The 19,437-nt window shown below is 71.9% G+C and carries 20 protein-coding genes; 5 read left to right on the top strand and 15 right to left on the bottom strand.

From position 1 onward, the window contains the following. Window positions 1-301 precede the first annotated feature (301 nt). On the bottom strand, window positions 302-592 hold the full coding sequence (locus tag IFT51_RS08285; RefSeq protein ID WP_192060625.1) for a DUF4190 domain-containing protein: 291 nt from the start codon (window positions 590-592) through the stop codon (window positions 302-304). 159 nt (window positions 593-751) lie between these two features. Between IFT51_RS08285 and hutH the strand changes: the two genes are divergently transcribed. Continuing rightward, a complete protein-coding gene (gene hutH, locus IFT51_RS08290; protein ID WP_192060626.1) occupies window positions 752-2,335 on the top strand; it encodes a histidine ammonia-lyase in 1,584 nt (527 codons plus the stop codon). Window positions 2,336-2,632: 297 nt separating this feature from the next. Here the strand turns inward: hutH and IFT51_RS08295 are convergent, their stop codons facing one another. After that, window positions 2,633-5,236, bottom strand: coding sequence for an MMPL family transporter (locus tag IFT51_RS08295; RefSeq protein ID WP_192060627.1), 2,604 nt, complete (start codon window positions 5,234-5,236; stop codon window positions 2,633-2,635). Between the two features lie 142 nt (window positions 5,237-5,378). After that, window positions 5,379-6,023 carry a TetR/AcrR family transcriptional regulator gene (locus IFT51_RS08300; protein ID WP_192060628.1) on the bottom strand — a complete coding sequence of 215 codons (645 nt, stop codon included), beginning with the start codon at window positions 6,021-6,023 and terminating at the stop codon, window positions 5,379-5,381. A gap of 169 nt (window positions 6,024-6,192) precedes the next feature. Between IFT51_RS08300 and IFT51_RS08305 the strand changes: the two genes are divergently transcribed. After that, window positions 6,193-7,491, top strand: a complete 1,299-nt coding sequence (locus IFT51_RS08305) for an NAD(P)/FAD-dependent oxidoreductase (protein WP_192060629.1) — start codon at window positions 6,193-6,195, stop codon at window positions 7,489-7,491. An 84-nt stretch (window positions 7,492-7,575) separates the two neighbouring features. Here the strand turns inward: IFT51_RS08305 and IFT51_RS08310 are convergent, their stop codons facing one another. The 12 genes from IFT51_RS08310 to IFT51_RS08365 form a co-directional block, all read right to left on the bottom strand. Further along, the gene (locus IFT51_RS08310) at window positions 7,576-9,666 is read right to left on the bottom strand and encodes a fructose-specific PTS transporter subunit EIIC (RefSeq protein ID WP_192060630.1); all 2,091 of its coding nucleotides are present in this window, start codon (window positions 9,664-9,666) and stop codon (window positions 7,576-7,578) included. Window positions 9,667-9,699: 33 nt separating this feature from the next. Continuing rightward, entirely contained in the window at window positions 9,700-10,668 is a 969-nt protein-coding gene (locus IFT51_RS08315; RefSeq protein WP_192060872.1) for a 1-phosphofructokinase family hexose kinase, read from the bottom strand. A gap of 101 nt (window positions 10,669-10,769) precedes the next feature. Then, window positions 10,770-11,558, bottom strand: coding sequence for a DeoR/GlpR family DNA-binding transcription regulator (locus IFT51_RS08320; protein ID WP_192060631.1), 789 nt, complete (start codon window positions 11,556-11,558; stop codon window positions 10,770-10,772). Between the two features lie 137 nt (window positions 11,559-11,695). Then, window positions 11,696-12,907 (bottom strand): Fic family protein, encoded by a 1,212-nt coding sequence (locus IFT51_RS08325; protein WP_192060632.1) that lies wholly within the window; start codon window positions 12,905-12,907, stop codon window positions 11,696-11,698. Window positions 12,908-13,028: 121 nt separating this feature from the next. Beyond that, entirely contained in the window at window positions 13,029-13,733 is a 705-nt protein-coding gene (locus IFT51_RS08330; protein ID WP_192060633.1) for an NADPH-dependent F420 reductase, read from the bottom strand. Window positions 13,734-13,777: 44 nt separating this feature from the next. Further along, the gene (locus IFT51_RS08335; protein ID WP_192060634.1) at window positions 13,778-14,188 is read right to left on the bottom strand and encodes a hypothetical protein; all 411 of its coding nucleotides are present in this window, start codon (window positions 14,186-14,188) and stop codon (window positions 13,778-13,780) included. After that, entirely contained in the window at window positions 14,188-15,180 is a 993-nt protein-coding gene (locus IFT51_RS08340) for an Asp23/Gls24 family envelope stress response protein (RefSeq protein ID WP_192060635.1), read from the bottom strand. Before IFT51_RS08340 ends, IFT51_RS08335 begins: the two co-directional genes overlap by 1 nt. 148 nt (window positions 15,181-15,328) lie before the next feature. Beyond that, window positions 15,329-15,934 carry a hypothetical protein gene (locus IFT51_RS08345; RefSeq protein ID WP_192060636.1) on the bottom strand — a complete coding sequence of 202 codons (606 nt, stop codon included), beginning with the start codon at window positions 15,932-15,934 and terminating at the stop codon, window positions 15,329-15,331. Then, window positions 15,931-16,509 (bottom strand): DUF6286 domain-containing protein, encoded by a 579-nt coding sequence (locus IFT51_RS08350; protein ID WP_192060637.1) that lies wholly within the window; start codon window positions 16,507-16,509, stop codon window positions 15,931-15,933. Before IFT51_RS08350 ends, IFT51_RS08345 begins: the two co-directional genes overlap by 4 nt. Next, a complete protein-coding gene (locus IFT51_RS08355) occupies window positions 16,506-16,859 on the bottom strand; it encodes a hypothetical protein (RefSeq protein WP_192060638.1) in 354 nt (117 codons plus the stop codon). Before IFT51_RS08355 ends, IFT51_RS08350 begins: the two co-directional genes overlap by 4 nt. Continuing rightward, entirely contained in the window at window positions 16,856-17,044 is a 189-nt protein-coding gene (locus tag IFT51_RS08360; RefSeq protein WP_192060639.1) for a DUF2273 domain-containing protein, read from the bottom strand. The genes IFT51_RS08355 and IFT51_RS08360 overlap by 4 nt, the downstream gene beginning before the upstream one ends. Beyond that, window positions 17,041-17,481, bottom strand: a complete 441-nt coding sequence (locus IFT51_RS08365; protein ID WP_192060640.1) for an Asp23/Gls24 family envelope stress response protein — start codon at window positions 17,479-17,481, stop codon at window positions 17,041-17,043. Before IFT51_RS08365 ends, IFT51_RS08360 begins: the two co-directional genes overlap by 4 nt. Window positions 17,482-17,738: 257 nt before the next feature. Here IFT51_RS08365 and IFT51_RS15100 point away from each other — a divergent pair, with 257 nt between their 5' ends. Genes IFT51_RS15100 through IFT51_RS08380 form a run of 3 tightly spaced genes read left to right on the top strand, consistent with a single transcriptional unit; the run spans window position 17,739 to window position 19,368 of the window. Beyond that, window positions 17,739-18,335, top strand: a complete 597-nt coding sequence (locus IFT51_RS15100; protein ID WP_243216454.1) for an RNA polymerase sigma factor — start codon at window positions 17,739-17,741, stop codon at window positions 18,333-18,335. Further along, on the top strand, window positions 18,332-18,970 hold the full coding sequence (locus tag IFT51_RS08375) for an Asp23/Gls24 family envelope stress response protein (protein WP_192060642.1): 639 nt from the start codon (window positions 18,332-18,334) through the stop codon (window positions 18,968-18,970). The genes IFT51_RS15100 and IFT51_RS08375 overlap by 4 nt, the downstream gene beginning before the upstream one ends. Beyond that, complete coding sequence (locus IFT51_RS08380; protein WP_192060643.1) at window positions 18,967-19,368, top strand: hypothetical protein; 402 nt, start codon at window positions 18,967-18,969, stop codon at window positions 19,366-19,368. The genes IFT51_RS08375 and IFT51_RS08380 overlap by 4 nt, the downstream gene beginning before the upstream one ends. Window positions 19,369-19,437 lie beyond the last annotated feature (69 nt).

The following is a 19,437-nucleotide window of genomic DNA, read 5'->3' on the forward strand; positions in this document are numbered from 1 at the left end:
TGGAGCCGCTGTTGGAGTCCATCGAGCACGCGGCGAGCGAGAACACGAGGGCGCCGGAAGCGACGAGGCCGAGTCCGACCTTGGTGATCTTCTTACGGGAGAAAGCATTCATGATCAGGTCCTTTTCTGTGATTCCCGGTGGGGATGAAAAGGATTCGCCACCCTCCCCCGAAAGGATTGGAACGATCTTCTTTCGTTATCGCCCCGTTACCTGCGCGGGCGACCGGTGATCCGTCGCGCGCCTCCTCAGGGGGGGGTACGACGAAGGGGCCGGGCACATGGCCCGGCCCCTTCGGCTGGATCAGCCCTGGAACGTCTGGACGGCGATCATCGCTCCGACGACCATCGAGGCGATGTTCGCCGCGATGCCCACGAAGCCGAGGATGATGCCGACGAGCGCCATCGTGCGGGCGTTCTCGCGCTTGCGTGACAGGAAGCCGAGGATGACGGCCGCGATCGCCATGAGGATCCACAGGATCGGGAAGAACGGGCTGAGCACGACGCTCACGATGCCGAAGACGAGCGACAGGACGGCCATCGTCTTCTTCTGCGTGGCGGGCGTGGCGTCGGGTGCCGGGTTGGCGTAGGTCATGGGTTCCCCTTGGTGTGAAAGATGACAGGCCGTCGTGATCGAACGGCCCGGTACGGATCGAAGATACCGGCAACCGGGGCGGCAGGCACGGACTCGACTCGAAAGGCGCCCACGGCGCGCCCACGGTGCGCGGCCGGGGCGACGCGGTGTGATGTGGTCATGACCGACTCGACCCGCGCCTCCTCGTCCACCACCGCCCCCGACGAGACGCCCGTCGTCGTCGGGATCGGCCCCGTCTCGGCCGCCGACGTCGTGCGCGTGGCGCGCCACGGCGTCCGCATCGGGATCGCCGAGGAGGCGCGGGTCGCCGTGGCCGCCAGCCGCACCGTCATCGACGCGCTCGCCACCGACGACCGCCCGCACTACGGCATCTCGACGGGCTTCGGCGCCCTCGCCACGACCTACATCGACGCCGACCGTCGCACGCAGCTGCAGAAGAGCCTCGTGCGCTCGCACGCCGCCGGATCGGGGCCCGAGGTCGAGCGCGAGGTCGTGCGGGCCCTGATGATGCTGCGCATCTCGACCCTGCTGACCGGGCGGACGGGCATCTCCCCCACCACCGTCGAGCGCTACGTCGATCTGCTGAACGCCGGCATCACGCCGATCGTCGCCGAGTACGGCTCGCTCGGCTGCTCGGGCGACCTGGCCCCTCTCGCCCACTGCGCGCTGGCCCTGATGGGAGAGGGCGACGTGCGCGACGCGTCGGGCACGGCCATGCCTGCCGCCGAGGCCCTGGCGGCCGCCGGCATCGAACCGGTCGTGCTCGCCGAGAAGGAGGGTCTGGCGCTGATCAACGGCACCGACGGCATGCTCGGCATGCTGACCCTCGCCCTCGCCGACCTCGACCTGCTGCTCGCCACCGCCGACGTCTCGGCCGCGCTGTCGATCGAGGCGCTGCTCGGCACCGACGCCGTGTTCGCGGCCGATCTGCACGCGCTCCGCCCGCAGGCCGGGCAGCAGTCGTCGGCCTCGAACCTCCGCCGACTGCTCGCCGGGTCGCCCATCGTCGCGAGTCACGCCCACCCGGGTCACACCGTCGTGCAGGACGCCTACTCGCTGCGCTGCGCCCCGCAGGTGCACGGCGGCGCGCGCGACACCGTCGACCACGCCCGCCTGGTCGCCGACCGCGAGCTCGCCTCGGCGGTCGACAACCCCGTCGTCACCGTCGACGGGCGCGTGCAGTCGAACGGGAACTTCCACGGGGCGCCGGTCGCCTACGTGCTCGACTTCCTGGCGATCGTCGTCGCGGACGTCGCGAGCATGTCCGAGCGGCGCACCGACCGCCTCCTCGATCCGCATCGCAACCACGGGCTGCCGGCGTTCCTGGCGCACGACGCCGGGGTCGACAGCGGACTGATGATCGCGCAGTACACGTCGGCGGGCATCGTCTCGACGCTGAAGCGGCTGGCCGTGCCGGCGTCGGTGGACTCGATCCCGTCGTCGGCCATGCAGGAGGACCACGTGTCGATGGGCTGGTCGGCCGCCCGCAAGCTGCGGACCGCCGTCGACGGACTCGCCCGCGTCGTGGGCATCGAGGTGCTGGCCGCTGCTCGCGCCCTCGAGCTGCGCGCCCCGCTCGAGATGGGGGCTCCGGCGCGCGCGGTCGTCGAGGCCCTGCGGCCCGAGGTCGGCGGACCGGGGCCGGATCGCTGGCTCGCGCCGGAGATCGACGCCGCGCACGCCGCCGTCGCGTCGGGCCGGGTGCGGGCTGCGGCCGAGTCGGCCGTGGGGGCGCTGGACTGACGCGTCGCCTGGCCGCCGCGGGGGGTTCGGCGGGTCCGTGTCGGCGGCGGCGGGTGCGCTGGGCTGACGCGGCGGGGGCGCGGCGGGTCCGTGTCGGCGGCGGCGGGTCAGCGCTGACCCGCCGCGGATGACGGGAACCCGCCGAACCCCCTCGGGACATGCAGGAGGCGCGGTGCGGGAACCCGCCGAACCCGATGGGGACACGCGGGAGGCGCGGGGCCGGAACCCGCCGGACCACGCGGGGATACGCAGGAGGCGCGGTGCGGGATCTCCCCGCACCGCGCCTCCTCGGTTCCGCTACGCCCGGTGCGCGGGCGGGCCGTCCGACCCCTGCACGTGCGGAGCACCGTCGGGTGCGGCACCCTCGATCACGTGCGACGCGTGCTCGCCGTCGGCGTTCGCGGCGGCGTCGGTCGAGCTGCCGGGGTGCGACCGCTCGAGCGAGGCTCCCTCGACGTCGACGTCGGGCAGGATCCGGTCGAGCCACTTCGGGATCCACCACGCGGCGTCGCCCAGCAGGTGCATCACCGCGGGGATCAGCAGCAGGCGGACGACGAAGGCGTCGACCAGCACGCCGAGCGCGAGCCCCAGACCGATCGACTGGATCATCACCGAGTTCGAGAACACGAAGCCGGCGAACACCGCGGTCATGATCAGCGCGGCCGCGGTGACGACGGTGCGCCCCGCGTGGACCCCGCGCTGCACGGCGAGACGCGCCCCCGCACCGTGGGCGTACGACTCGCGCATGCCGCTGACGAGGAACAGCTGGTAGTCCATCGCGAGCCCGAACAGCACGCCGACCATCAGGATCGGCAGGAAGCTCAGGATGGGCCCCGGGTCGTGCACGCCGAAGACGGGCGCCAGCCAGCCCCACTGGAACACCGCGGTCACCCCGCCGAACGCCGCGAACAGCGACAGCACGAACCCGATGGTCGCCGTGATCGGCACGAGGATCGACCGGAACACGAAGATCAGGATGATCAGCGAGAGCCCCACGACGACGAGCAGGTAGAGCGGCAGCGCGGCCGACAGCTTCTCGCTGACGTCGATGTTGCCGGAGGCGTTGCCGGCGACTCCGAACTCGGACACCCCGTCGAGCTCGAGACCGCGCAGATCGCGGACGAGCTGCTCGGTCGACTCGTCGGTGGGACCACCGTCGGGCACGACCTGGAAGGCCAGCAGCGTGTCGTCGTCGGAGGCGCCGATGGGCGCGACGGCGACCACGTCGGACTGGTCTTTCAGCAGTGTTCCGACGCGGACCTGCTCGGCGACGAGATCGTCGTCGGACACGGCCTCGTCGAGATCGGCGACGACGAGCAGCGGACCGTTGACCCCGGCGCCGAACTTGTCGGCGACGAGCGTGTACGCCTTGTACGCGCTCGAGTCGACGGGCTCGGACGAGCCGGCCGGCAGACCGAGGCGCATGGAGAGCGCGGGGATCGCCACGATCAGCAGCACGATGACGCCGCCGATCAGGGTGAGAACGGCACGGCTGGTCTTCATGGGCTTGCTCGGCACGCGGACCGGGCCGGTGTGACCGACTCGGGCGCGGACCTTCTTCGGCAGGATGCGCATCCCGACGATCGAGAGGAGCGCCGGCGTGAGCGTGATCGCGATGAGGATGGCGGCCAGCACGCAGACCGCGCCGACCGTCCCCATCAGGCCGAGGAACGGGATGCCCGTGAGGTTCAGCGCGAGCAGGGCGATGAGCACCGTCGAGCCGGCGAAGACGACCGCGTTGCCCGACGTGCCGTTGGCCAGCCCGATCGACTCGGGCAGCGGGGTGCCGTCGCGGAGCTGCGTGCGGTGCCGGTTCAGGATGAAGAGCGAGTAGTCGATGCCGACCGCGAGACCCAGCATCACCCCCAGCACGGGCGTGACCGACAGCATCTCGACGGTGCCCGAGAGGGCGAGCGAGGCGAGCACGCCGACACCCACGCCGATCAGCGCGTTGATGAGCGGCAGACCGGCGCCGATGAGGGTGCCGAGCATGACGAGCAGCACGATGGCGGCGATGACGACACCCGCCACCTCGCCCGGTCCGAGGATCTCGGGGATGGAGGCGGCGATGTCGTTCGACACCTCGGCGCGGACGCCGTCGATGTCGGCCTCGTTCATCTCGGCGACCACGGCCTCCTTCGACTCGGCCGGGACGAGGTTCAGCGCCTCGTCGAACTGGATGGTCGCGACGGCGGTCGTCTCGTCGGTCGAGACCTGACGGATGTCCTCGGCGAGGGCGAGCAAGGCCGCGCCGTCCTCCAGGGTCGAGCTCTGCGTCTCGAGCTCGGTGCGGCTGGAGTCGAGGGTCGCCTGCTGCTCGTCGATCTGCTGCTGGCCGGCGTCGATCTGAGCCTGCTGCGCGTCGAGCTGCGGCTGCGCGGCGGCGAGCTGACCCGCGGCCTCGGCCTGGGCGCGCGCGGCGTCGAGCTGCTGCTGACCGGCGGTGAGCTGGTCTTGCGCCGCGTCGATCTGCGACTGGCCCGCCTCGAGCTGCGCGGTGCCGTCGGTGATCTGCTGACGACCGTCGGCGACCTGCTGCTGCTGATCGTCGAGCTGCTGCTGCGTATCGAAGGGGTTCGTGCTGCCCTTGACGTCGTCGAGCTCTTCGGTGGACGTCAGCAGATCGCCGACGGCGGTCTTCTGCGCGTCGGTGAAGGGAGCGTCGTCGGTCGTGGTGAACACCACGGTGCCGGTGCCGCCGCTGGCCTGCGGGAACTTGTCGGCCAGCTCGTCGCTGACCTCCTGGGTGGCGGTGCCGGGGATGCTGACGGCGCTCGTGAGCGTGCCGCCGAACAACGCGAACGCGCCGCCGGCGAGGCCGAGCACGACGAGCCAGGCGACGACGACCGTCCAGGCCCGGCGGGCGGCGAACCGTCCGAGTCGATAGAGCAGAGATGCCATGGTGCTGGGTTCCTCCAGAAGGTGAAGCGGGGTGTGCTGCGGTGGGGGTGGTGGAGCCTCGCGTCGCGTCGTCGGGAAGGAGGTGCGGGTCGGCCGTCGCGGGCGGCGGCCGGGGGGCGGTCGGGGGGCGGTCGGGGGGCGGTCAGTCGGCGGGTGCGTACCCGCGTCGGACGGTCGAGACGAGTCGGTCGAGGAGGGCGTCCCACTCGGCGCGCGAGGCGGGGTCGAGGGAGGCGCCGGTCGCGGTGATCCAGCGGTGCGAGACGACGGCGATGCCGTTCATCATCGAGCTGACCAGGATCTCCGCCTCGAGTCCGTCGGCGTCGCTGCCACGGACGGCGAGCTCGGCGGAGAGCTCTTCGGTCGTGCGGGTGAAGACGTCCTGGATGAGGTGGTGCGACCGCGGATCGGTGCCGTCGTCGCCGAGCACCGTCCAGAGGTAGGCGATCACGGCGGGCAGGTCGATGCCGCGCATGGCGGCGGTGATCTCGGAGAACATCGACGCCGGCGAGCCGTCTCCGACGGGGGTCGCCGCGGTCGCGGCCCGGAACTCGTCGACGGCGCCGGTGAGCACGCGGGTGCAGGCCGTCATGACGACCTCGTCGAGCGAGGCGAAGTGGTTGAAGACGGTGCGGCGCGAGACGTCGGCCCGCTCGGCGAGCTCGTCGACGCTGAACCTCGGGGCGCCCCGTTCGGCGATCAGGGCGTCGGCGGCGTCGACGATCGCGAGGCGGTGCCTGGCCTTGAGGGCGGCACGGCGATCGGGCGCGAGGGTCTTGACGGTCACGTGCCTACACTAAGTGCACCGACGCACTCGGTGCACGGTGCGGGGCTGGGGATCGACTGGGACTTCGGAGGCGCGCCGAGGCGAGTAAGCTCGCGGCTGGCCGCACGAGGGCCGCGAATTCAAGGGTCGATGGGGATCCGCACACCATCGACACCCGCAGGAGCTCAGCATGAGCGAAGATCACCGTAAGCACGTCGTCATCGTCGGCGGAGGGTTCGCCGGCATCGCCGCCGTCAGGGCGCTGCGCGATGCCGACGTCCGCGTGACCCTCGTCGATCGCCACGTCTACAACATGTTCCAGCCGCTCATGTACCAGGTCGCGACCGGCGGCCTCAACGCCGGCGACGTCACCTACTTCCTGCGGAGCCTCCGCTCGCGGCAGTCGAACGCCGACTTCCGTCACGGTCTGCTCACCACCATCCGCCCGGACGAGCGCATCATCACCCTGCGCGACGGCGAGGAGATCGCCTACGACGCCCTCGTGCTCGCGAACGGCGTGAACACCAGCTACTTCGGCACCAAGGGCGCGTACGAGTACGCCTACTCGATGTACTCGCGCTCGCAGGCGCTGCGGATCCGCGACGAGCTCTTCACCCAGCTCGAGAACGCGGCCGCGTCGCAGGGCAGCGGGGAGGTGCGGGTCGTCATCGTCGGCGGCGGTGCGACCGGCGTCGAGATGGCCGGCTCGCTGGCCGAGCTGCGCGACCAGGCCCTGAAAGACGCCTACCCCGAGATCGACGCCTCGAGCATCACGATCACGCTCGTGCACCGCAGCGGCGAGCTGCTGAAGCCCTTCGCCCCGCGCCTCCGCCGCTACGCCGCCAAGGTGCTGCGCAAGCGCGGCGTCGATCTGCGCCTCGACACGGGTGTCGAAGAGGTGCGCCCCGACGGGGTCGTCGCCGCCGACGGCGAGTTCATCCCGGCCGAGCTCGTCATCTGGGCGACCGGCGTCGCCGCGCACGCCGAGGTCGCCGGCTGGGGTGTGCCGCAGACCCACGGCGGGCGCATCCAGGTGAACGACGACCTCACGGTCAAGGGCCTGAACTGCATCTTCGCCGCAGGCGACATCGCCGCCACCGACGACGCCCTCGCGCAGCTGGCCCAGCCGGCCATCCAGGGCGGCGAGCACATCGGCGAGCAGATCCAGCGGATGTTCGCGGGCAAGCCGCTGACCAGGTTCAAGTACCACGACAAGGGCACCATGGCCACGGTCGGCACCAACGCCGCCGTCGTCCAGCTGCCGAACGGCTTCACCCTGACCGGCCCGATCGCCTGGCTGCTCTGGGTCTTCGTGCACATCACGAGCCTGCTCGGCAACGGCAACCGCCTGTCGACCCTCACCCACTTCACCGTCCGGTACCTCTGGGCGATGCGCAAGCGGGCCATCCCGATCGTCGGCGACGTGCGCCCGGTGCGCCCGAACGGCGACCGTGCGCCCGAGAAGTGGCAGACGGAGAAGACCGAGTAGCGCCTCCTCGGCCACCCCGCCACGAAATCAACAGCCCGCCACCGGATTCGGTGGCGGGCTGTCGAGTGTGTGGCGGCGTGGGGCCTAGGCGACGACGGGGCTGCGCTGACCGACGACCGAGCCGGCCTCGGCCGCCTCGACCGACGCGTCGGCACCGGCCGGCGTCGAGCGACGGACGAACTTCTTCAGCAGCACGAGCACGACCGCGCTCACCACGGTGCCGGCGAGGATCGCGACGACCCACATGCCGAGACCCGTGATCGCGAAGAACACGAAGAAGCCTCCGTGCGGGGCCTGCGACGTGACTCCGGCGGCCATCGAGATGGCTCCGGTCACCGCGCCTCCCACCATGCTGGCGGGGATCACGCGCAGCGGGTCGGCTGCAGCGAACGGGATGGCGCCTTCGGAGATGAACGACGCGCCCAGCAGCCAAGCCGCGGTGCCGTTCGAGCGCTCGACCTGGGTGAAGCCCTTGCGGTACAGCACCGTCGACGCGAGCGCCATCGCGAGCGGGGGCACCATGCCCGCGCCCATGACGGCGGCCATGATCATCAGCGGTGCGGGGTTGTCGGTCAGCGAACCGGCCGAGAGACCGGCGACCGCGAACGAGTACGCGACCTTGTTGACGGGTCCACCGAGGTCGACGCACATCATCAGACCGAGGATGACGCCGAGGATGATCGCCCCGCCGCCGTTGAGGCCGTTCAGGAAGTCGGTCAACGCGACGGTCAGCGCGGCGATGGGGCCGCCCAGCACGAGGACGAGCAGACCGGACGCGAAGATCGAGCCCACCAGCGGGATGATCACGACGGGCATCAGACCGCGCAGCCACCGCGGCACGCTCAGACGGCCGATCCAGTAGGCGGCGAAGCCGGCGAGCAGACCGCCGACGAGACCGCCGATGAAGCCGGCGCCCATGAAGACGGCGACGGCACCGGCGACGAAGCCGGGCGCGATGCCGGGTCGATCGGCGATGGCGTAGGCGATGTAACCGGCCAGGGCGGCGACCAGGAAGCCCATCGACAGATTGCCGATCTGGAACGCGGCGGCACCGAGGAAGTACTGCAGACCCTCGGGCGGCAGGTTGGTCAGCGAGTAGTCGGTCAGCACGGTCGCGGCGTTGCCGGCGATCTCGTAGCCCGACAGCAGGAACCCAAGCGCGAGCAGCAGACCGCCGCCGGCGACGAACGGGATCATGTACGACACGCCGGTCAGCAGCCAGCGCTTGAGCGACGAGCCGAAGCCCTGCTTCTCGGCGGTCGAGCCCGCGGCGGCACCGGCGGCACCGGCCGTGCCGCCCACGCGGGCGGCGTTCGGGTCCGTGGCGGCGGCCAGGGCCTCCTTCACCATGGCGTCGGGAGCGTCGACGCCGCGCTTGACCGGTCCGCGGACGACGGGCTTGCCGGCGAAGCGGCCCTGGTCGCGCACGTCGACGTCGACGGCGAAGATCACCGCGTCGGCCTCGGCGATGACGGCCGGGTCGAGCGGAGTGACCTTGCCCGAGCCCTGCGGCTCGATCTGCAGGTCGGCGCCGAGGCGCTTGGCCGCGGCGACGAGGGCGTCGGCGGCCATGAAGGTGTGCGCGATGCCGGTCGGGCAGGCGGTGACGCCGACCAGCTTCGGGCGGCGGGCGCCGTCGGTCGAGCCGGCGGCACCGGCGGCCGAGGAGGCGCTGGTCGCGTCGGTCGCGGACGCCGCGGTCGCGCCGCGCGTCTCGGCGACCTCGCCGCTGACCTCGTCGTCGACGAGCTTCACGATGTCGGCGGGGGTCTTCGCCGCGCGGAGGGCCGCGGTGAAGTCGTCGCGGATGAGCGCACGGGCGAGCGTCGAGAGCACCGTCATGTGGTCGCTGTCGGCGCCCTCGGGCACCGCGATCATGAAGACGATGTCGGCGTCGCCGTCGGGTGCGCCGAAGGGCACGGTACGGGCGAGGCGCGAGAACGCCAGCGTGGGCTCGGTGACCGAGGCCGACCGGGCGTGCGGGATGGCGATGCCGCCGGGCACGCCGGTGCCGACGGAGGCCTCGCGCTTGATGGCGTCGTCGGCGAGCGAGTCGGCCGAGCCGGCGCGTCCGGTCGCCGCGACACGGGCGGCCAGGGCGCGGATCACGTCGGTCGACGTGCCGCCCAGGTCTTCGTCGAGACCGACGAGGTCGGTGCTGATGAGGGATGACATGGTGTTCTGCTCCTTGGGTGTGGGCGACGCTGCTCAGAGGTGCCCGACGGCCGCGGGGGCCACCGGGACGACGTCGATGTCGTCAGGGAAGGTCTGGTCGAGGGAGGGGACGATGCTGCCGGGCAGGGCCGCCGCGGCGGCTCCCGACGCGACGGCCTGGGCGAGGCGCGCGGGGGCGGGAGCGCCCGTCGTCTCGGCGAGCAGGTAGCCGGACAGCGACGAGTCGCCGGCGCCCACCGTGCTCAGGGCGGTGATGACGGGGGCCGCGGCGAACCACGAGCCCTCGCCGTCGATCAGCAGGGCGCCGGCGCTGCCGAGGGTCAGCAGGACGGTCTCGACGCCGAGCCCGCGGAGGCGACGCGCGCCCTCGACGGCGGACGCGGGGTCGGCCTCGTACTCGGCGGGGTCGCCGCCGACGATCTCGGCGAGCTCCTCCGCGTTCGGCTTGACCAGATCGACGCCGACGCCCGAGGCGATGAGAGCGGCGAAGGGCTCGCCCGACGAGTCGACCGCGATGCGGGGTGCGTCGTCACCGCAGGAGGCGCGCACGGCCCGGACGACGTCGGCCAGCCAGGTGGTCGGCAGGCCGGGCGGCAGCGAGCCGGCCAGCACCAGCCACGAGGCGAGCGGCGCGTGCTCGACGATCAGCGCTGTCAGCGCGTCGGCGTGGGCGCTGAGATCGGGGCCGAGCTCGTTGATCTTGGTGGTCGTGCCGCCGGGCTCGGTGACGGTGACGTTCGAGCGCAGGCGCACGTCGATCGGGAGGTTGACCGTCGGCACGCCCCGCTCGCGGAGGGCGACGAGCACCGGGTCGTCGAGCGCGCCGGGCAGCACGGCGACCGTCTCGGCACCCGAGGCGACCAGTGCGCGCGAGACGTTGACGCCCTTGCCGCCCGGCTCGTCGGTTGTGCTCACGGACCGCTGGACGGCACCGCGCTGCAGCTGACCCGAGAGCTCGATGGTGCGGTCGAGCGAGGGGTTCGCGGTGACGGTGAGGATCATGCGGGCTGCTCTCTGCGGATCGACTCGGTGCGGATCGGCGTGCTGGGGGTCGAGATGCTGCGGGCTCGGGCTCTCGGAGACCGGCTGCTGAGGGGTGGCGGTCATGCGACGATCACCTCGACGTCGGCCTCGGCGAGCGCGTCGGCCAGATCGGGGGCGGGGGCGGCGTCGGTGACCACGGTGTCGATCTCGGGGAGGCGCGCGAACCGGACCAGCGCCTCCTCGCCGTGCTTGGTGCGGTCGATGACGGCGACGATCCGACGCCCGGCACGGACGTAGGCGGCCTTGACCGCGCCCTCGAACTCGTCGGGGGTAGACAGGCCGAACCCGGCGCTGACGCCGTTGGCCCCGACGAAGACGATGTCGGGGCGGAGGGCCTGGATCTGCTCGACGGTGGTCGTGCCGACGGCCGCGCTGGTGAGCCCGCGCACGCGACCGCCGAGCAGGTGCAGTTCGATGTGCGGGCTGTGCTGCAGCAGCGCGGCGATCGGAACGGCGTTCGTGATGACCGTGAGCACGGTGCCGGTCTCGGCCGGGACCCACGTGGCGAGCTGCGCCGCGACGGCCGCGGTGGTCGTGCCGGCGTCGATCGCGATGGAGCCGGTGAAGGTGGCGGGGACGAGCCGGGCGGCGGCGGAGGCGACGGCGGTCTTCTCGGGCGAGTGCTGCCCCTCGCGCTCGCTGAGACTCAGCTCGCGGATGCTGGAGCGCCCCGCGGCGACGGCTCCGCCGTGCACGCGCTGGAGGAGACCGGACTGCTCGAGCTGATCGAGGTCGCGGCGGACGGTCTCGGGGGTGACGTCGAAGCGGACGGCCAGATCGGCGACGGAGACGCGGCCCACGGTGCGCAGGTCGTCGGCGATGGACTCGTAGCGCTCTGTCGCGTACATCCCGGTGACCTCTTCGTCGTCTGCGTGCTCTCACGACGGGTGCTCTCGTCGTGCTGACGAGACTCTACGTCGATGAACCCACAGAAAACAAGATCAGCGAAGAGAAACGCAGAATCCGCGAGTCGGGCGCTCAGGGGTCACGGGTGTCTGCGCTTGGCCCGCTGCGCGAACGCGTCGAGGGCGACGAGCACGTCCGGCGCCTCGAACACCCGGTCTCGCCGCGCCTCGCCGATCGGCCGGATGATCCCGTCGGCGGCGAGCCGGTCGATGCCGGCCCGCGCGTTGTTGGTCGCGACACCGAGCTCACGGGCCACGAGCGACACGTCGACCACGGGCTGGCGCTGCAGCAGATCGAGCATCCGGTGCCCTGCCGAGCCCTGGCGAGCGCTCGTCAGATCACCCCACTCGAGGCGGAGTTCGGTCAGATCCGTGACGAGCGCCCTGCCGTTGACGACCGCTGCGAGCGTCGCGTCGACGAAGGCCCGGACGACGGGCTCGACCTCGCCCTCGCGATAGGCCCCGAGCGCCGCAAAGTACCCGGACGTGTCACTGAGCAACCCGGCCGAGACGGGCACGGTGACCTGCCTCGTGATGCGCAGTCGGCGGAGCATGGAGTGCACGATGGCCCGACCCGTCCGCCCATTGCCGTCGGGGAACGGATGGATGGTCTCGAACTGCGCGTGCGTCAGGGCGACATGGGCGAGGGCCGGGATGTCGACCCGTCGTGCGAAGCGGATCAGGTCGTCCATGGCGGCGGGCACCCGGTCGGCGTGCGGCGGGACGAAGTCGGCGGTGTGCGGGCTGCGACCGGAGCCCCCGATCCAGACCTGCTGATCACGCCACGAGCCCGTGAGGTGCGGCTGGTCGTCGGCCAGCAGCGCCGCGTGCATGCCGATCACCGCAGCCTCGTCGAGGTCGTCCGCCAGGGTGAGCGCCGCCTCCATCGCGTGCACGTTCGCCACGACCAGCCGTGCGTTCGGGCCGGCCTTCTTACCGAGGGCCGCCAGGGCGATGCCTCGGGGCAGAGCCGTGAGATTCTCGATCTCGGAGCTCGAGGCGCTCTCGCTCCGCAGCAGGATGGCGGCGAAGGGAGCGGTGAAGGCCCCGACCTCGGTGTCGAAGCGGGACAGCTCGGCGACGGCGTCCTCCGCATCGACGACGAGATCGGCGGACAGCCCGGGAGGCGCGGTGGCGGCGATCTCGGGCGTCACCGCTGCGAGATACGGACCCCGCGCCCGGAGTCTGGCACGGCGCGAGGCCGGTGCATGCTCGTCGTCGTCCCACGCGTACGACTCGAACCGGACGCCTGGCCATGCCGCCGATGCGGCAGAGGACGCGACTGACTCCATGCGACGATCTTAGCCATGGTTATGGACTTAACCATGGTTAAGAGAATCTCTCAGCCATGGTTGCCTCGATGACCATGGTCAGTGAGGTGCGGTGTCGACGCCTCGGAGAAGGAGGCGCGGGTCAGGCGGGCTCGACCGCCGAGTCGCGCGATCGTGCACGACCGACGGCGAGGCCGCGCTGCGAGGACCAGAACGAGCGGGCGGTCTCGACCAGTTCGGCGGCGCCGACGTTCGCGCCGAAGGCGAGCGAGCCGGGCTCGAGCGAGATGCCGTCGGCGAGGCTCGGCAGCGCGACCGGGTCGAAGCCGATCGCATCGACGATCTCGGCGACGCGGGCCAGGGCCGCCTCGTCGTCGGCGGCCAGCGCGATCGCCTTGCGCTCGGGGTCGCCGGCGGGCAGCGCGCCCTCATCGAGGTCGTGATAGCCCATGTGGTTGAAGCCCTTGACGATGATCGAGTCGGGCAGGTGCCGCTGCACGAGCTCGCTCGTCGACTGCCGCACGTCGGCCAGGTCGTCGCGGATGCCGTCGGTCTCCCACCAGTAGTTCATCGCGTCGACGACGATCTTGCCGGCGAGGGCGTCGACCGGCACGGAGTCGAGCTTGCCGAGCGGGAGCGCGAGCACGACGATGTCGGCCTCGCGGGCCGCCTCCTCCGACCAGACGGCCCGGGCACCCGGGGCGATCACGTCGACGATCAGGCGGATGCGCGCGGGGTCGCCCGACCCGGAGAGGAGCACCGGGTGCCCCGCGGCGTGCAGGAGGCGGGCGAGCACCGTGCCGACCTTGCCGGCGCCGAGGATTCCGATGGTGGCAGGAGACGTCATGCGTCGTGCAACCACAGAGCCGCTGTGGTCATTCCTGGTGCGGATCAGGCCCCGGGGAAGTACTGCCGGATGAGGTCCTGGATGAACGGGACGACGTCCTGCACCTGGTCGACCCCGGCGATCGCCACGGCGACCAGCGGCCAGAGCGACACGAGCAGCGTCGAGATGACGGCCGCGACACCGAGGATCCAGGCGAGCGCGCCGTTGCGGACCTTGATGATCAGCACCAGCAGCACGAGGGCGAGGATGTAGCCGATCGCCAGCGCCGCGACGATCTGGCCGACGGGCACGTCGAGGGCGCCGGCCGTGCCGCCGTCCGCCGCGCCGATCAGCGTCAGCACGGGCACGAGCACCCCGACGACGATCAGGAAGCAGACGATCGCCGAGGTGATCAGCGCCGCCCAGACCGCCCGAGGGCGGGGGCGTCGGGTCGAGCCCGACCGGGCGCCGCGCATCAGCGGGCCTGGCCGTTCTCGTCGCGGGCCGCCTCCGCGGCGGCCGCGTCGGCGGCGACGTCCGCAGCAGCCTGCGCGGCGTCGGCGGCAGCCTGCGCCGCGTCCGCTGCGGCCTGCGCGGCGGAGGGGGCGGCCGTCGGGGTCCCGCTCGCGTCGGACGAGGTCTCGCTCGCGTCGTCCGAGGTCTCGTTCGCGTCGCCAGAACGCTCTGCGTCGTCGGGCGCTTCGCGGGCGCGGCGGGCGTCGCTCTCGGCCGCGTCGGCAGCCGCATCAGCGTCGTCGGCGGCGTCACGGCGGTCGGCGTCGCGGCGGCCCTTCTCGTCGTCCACGGCGTCGGCGATGCCGTCGAGGGCGTCGGCCGTCTTGCTCTTGGCCGTGTCGACGACGTCGGCGGCGACCGTCTTCGTGGTCTCGAGCGCGTCGGACGCGCCCTTCTTACCGTTCTCGAGCGCGTCGGACGCACCCGCCTTGGCCTTGTCGGCGGTCTCGGAGGCCTTCGCGCCGGCGGTGTCGAGCGCCTCCTTCGCCTGGGCCTTCTTCTCGGCGATCGCCCGCTCGCGCTGCTCCTTCTTCTCGGCGTCGGCCGCGGCCTTGGCGGCGTCGGCCTCGTCGAACGGGCCGTGCACGTCGGTCACGGTCACGTCGATCGTCACCGGCTCGCCGTCGAGCTGACCGACCGCGTGACGGACCTGGGTGCGGATGGTGTCCGCCAGCTCGGTCACGTTGGTCGGGTACTCGGCGACGACGGACACGTCGACGGCCAGACCCGTGTCGGTCGTGGTGACCTTCACCCCGGCCGAGTCCGCCGAGCCGACGGCGTTGCGGACGGCGCCGACGACGCGGGCCGCTCCGGTGCCGAGACGGTGCACGCCCGTCACGCCGAGCACGGTGACCGCGATGGTGCGCTCGAGTCGCTGCTCGGGCGTCTCGGGAGCGGACTGACCGGCCGAGTCGAGGTCGATGGGGGTGACGTGGTGGGTGGACTCGGACATGAGGCCGTCCTTTCTTCGTGATGCGGGAGGCGGTCTGCGCGATGCAGGCGGCGGGGTCGTGCGGGTCGGGGGACGGCGATGGCCCTCGTCCTCGTCGGAGGTCGAGGGCCATCACCGGGGTGGTGCGGATGCTGCTGCGGAGCGCTTCTCAGTCGAGGCGCGTGGCCGAGGCCATCTGCGTGCGGAGACCGCCGTTGATCTGGATGACCACGGGCGTCTCGGTGCCGAGCAGCTCGTCCCAGCGGGCGACCGCCTGGTCGATGCTGCGACGGATCTCCACGGGCGAGGCGCCCTTGCGAGCGTCCGCGGTGACGCGGAGGACGTTCTCGCCCTTGACGCGGAAGGCGGTGACGTCGATCGAGACGATCCCCGCGGTGTCGGCCAGCGCCTCCTCGAGGACCTGCTCGGCGACCTTCGCGTCGATGACGAGGCGTCCACCGGTCGGCTCGTCACGGCCCGACCCCTCGTGGACGGTCAGCAGCTCGCCGGTCTGACCGTGCCCCTGACGGAGCGCGAACCAGACGAGCAGGAGGATCAGCACCAGGGAGGCGGCGGCGACGACCCAGAGGATCCAGACCTGGTCACCCGACAGGGCGTCGGAGACCGGACCGGACGCGTCGGAGGCGGCGCCGGAGACGGTGTCGCGGACGTCGGGCCAGAGGGCCCCGACCGCCACGGCCGCACCGCCGGCGAGCAGCACGAGGCCGATCACGAAGACGAGGAGACGGTTGAGGGCGCGATTGGTGTTGTTCATGCTCCGACCGTTCCTTTCTTGGACAGACGCACGGTGTGCGTGAGCGCGGGGCTGAAGTCGTACGCGTCGAGCTCGTCGCGGACGGCCTCGTCGATGCTGCGCACGTCGGTGTTGCGACCGGAGGTGCGGGTCACCTCGATCAGGGCCTTCCGCTTGCCGACGCTGACGCTGACCTGCGAGGGGTCGACGTCGCCGGCGTAGCTCGCGGTGCGGGCCAGCGAGCGGGCGATGACCCGGTCGTCGACGATCGCCGCGGTGCGACCGACCTGACCGCCTCGACGACCGCGGCGCCCGGGGGCGAGTGCGACGACGATGAGGACGATGCCGATCACGGCGACGACGGCGCCGATGGCCGTGAGCACGCCCACGGCGCCCCCGGCGGCGCCGAGCACGGCGCTGGCGGCGTCGGCCGGAGCGACGAGCAGCGGCTGCTGCCCGATCGCGGCGAGCACGGACTCCGTGCCGATCCAGGCGAGGACGACGATCAGGATCACCGCGAGGGTGATCGCGATGACCGCACGCGACGAGTGCGTCTCACGACGCACGACGCGGCGGTAGAGCGGACTGCTGCTCATGAGACCCGCTTCCTTTCACGGAGTTCGGCGCCGGTGATCTGGAGATCGACGCGATCGATGGACGACCCGGTCAACTGCAGGACCCGGTCGCGGATGGTGCCCTGCGCCGAGGTGAGGCGTTCGAGCAGGGTGCCCGACGAGCGGGCGGGGATCCCCAGCGGAGTGATCCGGATGGGGGTCTTGGCGATCACGCTGAGCGCGCCGTCGCGGTCGGCCAGTTCGACCGACACATCGGACGCGGTGACCTCGAGGGCCTCCGCGGTGACGGCCGACACGACCCGGCGGACGGCACGCGACGTGATCTTGTTCCGGCCGTGGAGGGTCTGGTCGGCCGTCACCGCCGCGGTCACGACGACCGCCGCCCGCGGAGGGCGTCCGCGAGACCGCGGACGTCGAGCTTGCCCTCGACGACACGACCGACGCCGAAGCCGATCGCCATGGCGATGGCCACGAAGACGAAGGCCCAGAATCCGAAGGCCACCGCCGTCAGCGCGAGGACCGCGCCGACGAGGATGCCGGTTGTCGTGGCGGTCACTTGACGCGGCTGTCGTCGGTGTCGTCGTCGTTGTCGTCCGAGGGGATGTAGACGTCGGAGACGGTGACGTTGATCTCGGCGACCTCCATGCCGACGACCTGCGAGATGGCCTCGGCGACCGACTTGCGGACGTCGTCGGCGACGCGCTGCAGCTCGACGGGGTACTCGGCGACGATGACGATGTCGGCGGCGACCTGCTTCTCGCCGACCTCGACGGAGACGCCCTGGCTGCGGTCCTGCTGGTTGATGGCGTTGCGGATGGCGCCGATGGCACGGGCCGCTCCGTTGCCGAGGTCGTGGACTCCACGGACCTCGCGGGCGGCGATGCCGGCGACCTTCGAGACGACGCCGTCGGCGATCGTGTTCTTGCCGGTGGCCGACGAGCCCGAGGTCTTCGCGGCGGCGGAGCCGGTCGTGGTGGGGGTGACGTTGCTCATGGGATTGCTCCTTGATGTCGTTGTCGCTGGATGTCGTGGTCGCCGACCCGGGGAGGTCCGCGATGCCCGTGAAGCGGGACACATCATTCAGACGCATCGAGCATCTCGGAGGTCACGGTCGTTCAGGTTCCTATCAGGAACGATCGACGGGTCACTCGTTTTCCGGCCGGACGACGGCCCCGGTCGGGGGGCCTCCACCGTTACCGGCCAGCGCGGACGCACCGCCTGCGACGAGGTGGTATCCACGAAGGGCGCGGGTGATCGACCCGCGCACCGCACGCCATGAGGAGGTCGTCATCACCACCGACGATCCCCTCCTCGACGCCGGCGACGCACTCCTCGCCGCTCGAGCCCGCGACGGCGACGTCCACGCGTACGAGGTCCTGGCCCGTCGGCACGGTCCCCTGATGCGCGTGTACGCCTCGCGCCTCCTCGGCTCCGATCTCGAATCCGACGACGTCGTGCAGGACGCGTTCCTCACCGCATGGCGACGACTCGGAGATCTGGAGAACCCCGCGCAGGTCCGCAACTGGATGATGCGCATCGTCAGCAACAAGAGCATCGACCGCCTTCGCGCCCGGCGCGACCACGACGACATCGATCAGCGCGACCCCGCGGCACCCCGGTCGCAGTCGCCCGACCGGGTCGTCGAGGCCCGCCTCCAGATGGACGCCATGTGGACGGCGCTCGACAAGCTCCCCCTCGACCAGCGACGCTGTTGGCTGCTGCGCGAGACCGCCGAGTACTCGTACGCCGAGATCGCCGAGGCCCTGGGCATGTCGGTCTCGACCGTCCGCGGGCGGATAGCCCGAGCACGCACCTTCCTGATGACGGAGATGGAGGCATGGCGATGACGACACCCGACGACGCCCTGCCCGGTGCGACGCCTCCCGACGGCGCGCTGCCCGACGAGGCGCTCCCCGACGAGACCGTCGACGGGTACTCGGTCGAGCGTCTGAGCGACTACCTCGACAGCGGCAGGTCCCCCCGCGACGCCGGCATCGAGGGGTCCGCCGCGTGCCGTCTCTATCTGATCTCGCTGGCCCAGGTGCACGAGCTCTCGCGCGCCTCCCTCGAGAGCGAGGCCACCCGCGAGCCCGACCGCGACGGACTGTGGATCAGCAGCCTGCTCGAGTCGATCAGGCGCGAGGTCGTCGGCGGCCGCGAGATCCCGGTCAGGCACCCCGACCCCGGCATCGACCTGCGCATCACCGAGGCCGCCGCCCGCGGTCTCGTGCGGCGGACGGGCGACGCGGACAGCGGCGTCGTGCTCGGCGCCACGACCTTCTCGGGCGACGTCACCCAGCCGGGCGAGCCCATCACGGTCGAGGTCACGGCCGCCGTCCGCTACGGCCGCGACATGCGACTCGTCGCCGACGAGCTGCGCGCCCGCATCGTCGAGACGCTGACCCGACACACCCACCTGACGATCGCCGCCGTCGACATCGTGATCGACGACGTCCTCCTCCCCCGAGCGGACGACCGATGAGCACCGACGACCGACTCTCGCAGAACCTGACCGACCTGCTGCGGCGGATCGACGGCGTGATCGACGTGTTCGACGCGCATCCCGCCGTCGAGTCGACCGTGCGCGCCGTCGCGGCCGAGCTCGACTGGGCCGAGTCGACGGGGCTCGTGCACGTGCACCGCTCCCCCGGGATCGTCGCCGTCACGGCGAAGGTCGCGACCGACCTCGACGGCTCCACGCCGGAGATCCTCGCGCGTGCAGCCGAGGCCCTGAAGGCACGGGTCGAGCAGGGCGCGGACGACGCGGGCGAAGGCGCGAGTGCGGGTGCGGGCGAGGGCGTCGACGGCGACCGCGCCGAGACGCTCGTGACCGTGACGGCGCATCTCGTCGACCGACCGAGCGGCCCCGCCTCCGTCTGACCGGGCCGCGGGACCACGCGGCGGCGTCGCGGGCCGCGGCCTGGCGCCGACGGGCCTGGCGCCGACGGG

The organism is Frigoribacterium sp. CFBP 13712 (genome assembly GCF_014842255.1).
Classification (GTDB): domain Bacteria; phylum Actinomycetota; class Actinomycetes; order Actinomycetales; family Microbacteriaceae; genus Frigoribacterium.